This is a genomic window from Carnobacterium sp. (assembly GCF_032094055.1).
Lineage (GTDB): Bacteria > Bacillota > Bacilli > Lactobacillales > Carnobacteriaceae > Carnobacterium_A.
The window spans coordinates 7,684-13,461 of the sequence record NZ_DAMDAK010000050.1 but is presented as its reverse complement, the minus strand read 5'-3'; the positions used below and the strand labels follow the sequence as shown (position 1 = coordinate 13,461).

Annotated in this window: 6 protein-coding genes; 5 read left to right on the top strand and 1 reads right to left on the bottom strand. The window is 34.5% G+C overall.

Going from position 1 to position 5,778, the window contains the following annotated elements; genetic code table 11:
- From RT405_RS08595 to RT405_RS08575, 5 genes are all read left to right on the top strand, one after another.
- The coding region (locus tag RT405_RS08595) for a PTS transporter subunit IIC (protein ID WP_313469106.1) at positions 1–298 on the top strand (298 nt) is incomplete at its 5' end.
- A gap of 30 nt (positions 299–328) precedes the next feature.
- Complete coding sequence (locus tag RT405_RS08590; protein WP_313469105.1) at positions 329–1,168, top strand: transketolase; 840 nt, start codon at positions 329–331, stop codon at positions 1,166–1,168.
- On the top strand, positions 1,168–2,145 hold the full coding sequence (locus RT405_RS08585; RefSeq protein ID WP_313469104.1) for a transketolase C-terminal domain-containing protein: 978 nt from the start codon (positions 1,168–1,170) through the stop codon (positions 2,143–2,145). The genes RT405_RS08590 and RT405_RS08585 overlap by 1 nt, the downstream gene beginning before the upstream one ends.
- 118 nt (positions 2,146–2,263) lie before the next feature.
- Positions 2,264–3,004 carry an HAD family hydrolase gene (locus tag RT405_RS08580; RefSeq protein WP_313469103.1) on the top strand — a complete coding sequence of 247 codons (741 nt, stop codon included), beginning with the start codon at positions 2,264–2,266 and terminating at the stop codon, positions 3,002–3,004.
- Positions 3,005–3,027: 23 nt separating this feature from the next.
- Entirely contained in the window at positions 3,028–3,714 is a 687-nt protein-coding gene (locus RT405_RS08575) for a transaldolase family protein (protein WP_313469102.1), read from the top strand.
- A gap of 184 nt (positions 3,715–3,898) precedes the next feature.
- On the opposite strand, the gene RT405_RS08570 is transcribed toward RT405_RS08575, so the two are convergent.
- Entirely contained in the window at positions 3,899–5,395 is a 1,497-nt protein-coding gene (locus RT405_RS08570; RefSeq protein WP_313469101.1) for a M protein trans-acting positive regulator PRD domain-containing protein, read from the bottom strand.
- Positions 5,396–5,778 lie beyond the last annotated feature (383 nt).

Genomic DNA, 5,778 nt, shown 5'->3' with positions numbered 1-5,778 from the left:
AGCGGGAGTAATGGGTAACGCTTCAGGTGGACTTCGTGGATCTATCATTGGTTCATTTGTTCAAGGAATGCTAATCAGCTTTTTACCTGTATTGTTGATTCCTGTTTTAGGCGATCTTGGTTTTGCGGGCTCTACTTTCTCAGATGCTGACTTTGCTGTATCCGGATTGTTCCTTGGAACCCTAGGTAATTATGGTGGACAAACTGCTGTAATTGTTGGAATTGCTGCAGTATTGGTTATTATGGTCGGTCTGACTGTATTTAGTAAAAAGAAAAAAGAAACAGCTGAAATCAATTAATCATTTTGACAAATAGAGGAGGAGTAGTGAATGAATGTAGAGCAAATGGAACGCTTTGCTAAAGAAATCCGATACTATACATTAAAAGAATTAAACTATATGGGGTATGGACATTACGGTGGAAGTCTTTCAATTGTTGAGGCGTTGGCTGTTATCTACGGTAAACATCTTAATGCCAGTCCAGAAATAAAAGATGATCCTGAGCGCGACTACTTTGTATTGTCAAAAGGACACGGCGGTCCAAGTTTATACGCGACACTCTTTTTAAAGGGGTACTTTCCTGAAGAGTGGCTGTATACGTTGAACCAAAACGGAACTAGTCTTCCTTCGCACCCGGACCGCAATAAAACACCAGGTGTCGATATGACAACAGGTTCTTTAGGGCAAGGAATTTCTGCTGCTACTGGTATTGCATTAGGAAACAGAATTGCAAAGCGAAATAATTATACGTACACCATTGTTGGCGATGGCGAATTGAACGAAGGCCAGTGTTGGGAAGCTATTCAAATGGCGGCACATCAAAAACTAGATCATTTAATTGTGTTTGTTGATGACAATAAGAAACAATTGGATGGCTACACGGCAGATATTAGCAATCCATTTGATTTTGTCGATAAATTTTCAGCATTTGGTTTTCACGCAATTCGAGTTGATGGCAATTCAGTTCAAGCTATTTCTGAAGCGATAACTGCTGCTAAAGAATTAAAAGGGAAACCATCGGTCATTGTATTGGATACAATTAAAGGCCAAGGCGTAACGTATATTGAAAACATGATAGATAACCACCATTTGCGTCCGGATGATGACACGAATGAAGCCATTCGAACAGCTATTCAACAAATTGGAGAAGAGTTAGGAGTGACTGTCTAATGAAAGAATTTGTAGCCGAATTAGATTCGATTGAAATGCGTAAAACTTATGCGGACTTTCTAATTGAATGTGCTGAAGAGGATGAGAAAGTTGTTGCGTTAGAAGCTGATTTATCCAGTGCCATCACTACTAGTAAAATCAAGGACATACTAGGGGAGCGTTTGATTAATGTAGGAATTATGGAAGCCGAAGAAGTTGGAAGCGCAGCTGGTCTTGCTGTAGCAGGATTTAAGCCTTTTATTCATACTTTTGGTCCTTTTGCTAGTCGGAGAGTATTTGATCAAGTGTTTGTTTCATTGAATTATGCTCAATTGAGTGCAGTTATATTAGGCTCTGATGCCGGTGTAACAGCTGAAGCAAACGGAGGGACGCATATGCCTTTTGAAGATTTAGCATTGATGCGGGCTATTCCCAAAGCGACTGTTTATGAAGTCAGTGATGCTACAATGTTAAAAGCTATTTTAAAACAAGCTTATAAACACGATGGCTTTAGTTATATCCGGACAATTCGTAAACAGGCGATCAAGTTATATAATGAGGAAGATGTATTTGAAACAGGTTCTAAACTATTAAGAGAAGGCAAAGATGTTAGCATTTTAGCTACGGGAATAATGGTTGCGGATGCGATGCTAGCAGCTAATGAATTAGCTGCTGAAGGAATTGAAGCCACAGTCATTGATTTGTATTGCCTCAAGCCTGTTGATCGAAAAGCTATTCTCCAAGCAGCAGAAACAGGAGCAGTTATCACAGCTGAAAACCATAATGTTATTGGAGGGCTAGGAAGTGCCGTAGCAGAAGTACTGTCTGAAGAAAAGCCTACTTTGCAATACCGGATAGGAGTCCGAGAACAATTTGGGCAAGTTGGGAAAGCGGCTTATTTGAAAGAGCAGTACGGTCTGACTGTTGAAAATATTGTTTATCAGTCCAAGGAACTAATTCGGAAAAAAGAAAAGAATAAAGTTGTTCATTTTGTTTAGACTGAATAAGCAGTATATCAACTAATAGCAAAGAATATGTAAATAACCTTATCAATCCAATATGGTAAGGTTATTTGCTATATTAGAACGTTAGATTTTTAGTAAAGGAATGTGAAAAATGGCAACAATAGTTTTTGACGTAGACGATACACTCTATGACCAATTAATACCATTTAAGACAGCATTTTATCATACCATACAAAAGGTATCACCTGAAAAGATGGCAAGAATTTATCAGTTAAGCAGAATGAAAAGCGAAGAGTTATTTGAGCAAAGTGAAACTGGTGAAATGTCAAAATTAGAGATGCAAATTATTCGAATACAATATGCTTGTATTAAATTCGATATTTCATTAAACAAAGAACAAGCTACCCATTTTCAAAAGGTTTATCAGCAAGAACAGCAAAAAATTACCCTTTACCCAGAGGTGAAAGTTTTATTGAACAAACTATCTGAGAAGAATCATAAGCTGGTTTTGCTGACAAATGGACCGCTAGTACATCAACAAAATAAAATAAGCCGGTTAGGTCTATCAAAATGGATTTCGGCAAATCACATCTTTATATCTGGATCAATGGCCTGTGCAAAACCAGATAAAAAAGCTTTTGAATTTGTCGAACATAAGTTAAGAATAGGAAAAGAGAAACCAATATTTATTGGCGATTCTTATAGAAATGATATTGTTGGTGGAAAAAATGCGGGTTGGACAGTTATTTGGCTGAATAACCGCTTTAATAAATTTGAAGAGCATATGGTTAGACCAGACAGAATAGTTTATGATTTAGATGAATTATTAAAATTGTTTAAAGAATACGATTATTTTCAAGATAAGCAACTTGCTATAAACAAAATGAACTAGTTTGCTGATTAAGGAGGAAAGATATGTTTTTAGATACGGGAGAATTAACGGTTATCTTAGAAACAATGAAACTAGGTATTTTTAAAGGAGTGACAACAAATCCAACAATTCTATTGAAAGAGGAAGAGGAGCGCTTTATTCAATTGACTAAGATTGTTGAGAATGGAGCAAAAAAAGTTTTTGTGCAATTAGTCGGTGATACATTTGAAGAATTGTATCATGATTTTAGAGAAATCCAAAAACTGAGAATCATTCAACGAGTTGGGATAAAAGTTCCTATAAATAAGATAGGAATAAGAATCATTAGAGAAATAAAAAAAGACTTTCCTAATCAAATTGTTTTAGGTACCGCTATTTATTCTGCCGACCAAGGAATTCTCAGCTCGTTAGCTGGATGCGACTATATAGCTCCATACGTTAACCGTATGTCGAATAATAGTATCGATCCCTATGCTTCTATTACAAAAATGCGGAAATTTATTGATGAACGAAATTTAAAAACTGAAATCATGGCTGCCAGCTTTAAAAATTCGAATCAAGTAATTGATTCATTGATAGCTGGGGCACATACAGCAACCGTATCTCCTGACATCGTTGAACGGATGCTGAATAAAGAGTTAACTGAACAAGCGATCAAGATATTTAATGAAGACGGCAAAAAAATAGCCGATTTATTTGAACCTAAGCCAACTGATGGATTTAAAAATTGATTTTAAAAGAAAAAAAGAAGCTTATACCAAAAGTTTATCGGTATAAGCTTCTTTTGGTTTTAGTTGTAGCTGTTCTTAAAAACTCTAAAGCGAATTCAACATGTAAGACTACATTCTTATTAATGTTTTAAAGCAATATTATTTTATCAATTTTTTCTCTAACTTCTTCTTTAAGTTACTTTTTTCAGCTTCGAAGCAGCTGACCCGATTTTCTTACCTCATCAATCGCTAACTTGATTTCCCTTAAGTTTTTTTCTGTCGGTATATTTTGAATGCAAATGATTTTTTTATCTTGGATAGGCTCAAAAGAAGTAGTAGTAATTAAAACATCGTACTCCATTTTTTTGAGTTGCTTTAATGATAGCCGAGGTTCCAAATAGATCTCTGACGTAACATTGTCATGGTAATGAATATCGATAACATCGCGTATCAATTGTGCATGTTCCAAGTCATAGGTACTGATAATCAGTACCTTTGCTTTTTTGCGTTGTTTATGTAATTCGATAAATAGATTCTCCCAATGAATGATCAGTGTATAAACCAACTCATCTACTGAATGTTTACTAAAAATCAAGTCCATCTTTTTCTTATAAGTATTTATCTGTTTTTTTGCTAAACGAACAAAGTCAGGAATATCTTCTTCCAGTGAATGGACAAAAAATTCTTTTTGGTCAAAAAGGATATATGTCACTTTTCGTATGTGGTTATTTGGCCTAGAAACCATCTTAGTCAGATTATAAAGATCTAATAAAAGATGTTCTTTATTGGGAATAGGAATGCCCACTTGTTTAGATAGAGTATCTAATAAGCCAGACAAGAGATCAACTGACTTCTTCAGTTCAGGGTCTGTTTCTGATTCTTTGATTAACTGATCATAAGTAAAGACATAACTATTATTTAAAAAGACAGCAAAAACTTGCTCAATAAACTGAGGTCGAAAAGAAATATTCATTTTTTTCTCAAGCGGTTTTAAAATGAAATGAAACTTTGATAGATCAGGGATATATTTCGTTAGATCGTTTTGTTTAATCTCAACATAATGTCCTTTTTGAGTACGAATCAAGCTAACAGCAATCCAATGTTTTACTCGTTCAAAATCTGAAAAATTCCATTGGAAATGCACAAATTTTGCAGCTAAGATCAAAAAATTATCAAATACTTTTTGATCAATAGTAGGATAAGGCCATTCGAAATGAGTGTAGCTCTCCATAAAATAACAAATATAAAAAGAGCGGATGTTCGCTTCCGGTCCAATCAATTGACAAGGATTTGTTTGGATTTGAAGCGAATAGTCGTTTAACGCAAGATTTATTTTTTTTATGGCTCTTATTAATGTAGTAGGACTGGTATATAAAAAGTCAGCCATTTCCTCGAGAGTTTTGGTTTCGTCATGGAACAAACTCTCCAGTAAATTGAAATTAGCACTCTCTTTTAATACCGAACGGTAAATCATCTCAATACTGATATGTGTCGGTAAAAATAAACGAATACCTCTATGAGATGTTTGAAGATACTCATCTGGTAAAGATTCTTTTAATGAGGTAATGTCTTGTTTTACTGTTCTTTCGGAGCACAGTAATTTTTTAGCAAGAGTAGGGATAGTCATCCAATCTTCACAAAAATAAAGTGTTTCAAACAGTTCAAGTTTTCTTTGTTCATATTTTTCCAAGATATCGCGCATATGTAGTCCCTCCACGTATGTAGTAAATACCAAAGATGTTATTGGTTAAAATAAACTCTTTTTTTGAAATTGATTAGAAGCTATTCATATTAATTTTGTGTATGTTTTTTTGTAAAAGCCCAATTTGCTTACATAAATATAGTAAATAACCATAATTTGCCTTAAGCTAGGCAATTTATGGCTTTGATAAAAATTAAGTAACACATTATATTGAAATATGTGTTATTTAACATGGTTTTATTATAAAGGAAACAAGAAGGGGAGGCAAAGTAATTTAAGAAGAAGTATGCAAAAAATGGGTTCGATTATTAGATGAGGTCGAGCTGTTTACTTTAAGTTATCCTTCAGCTTTTTTTATCAAATGTTCATTTGGGATATTCTGA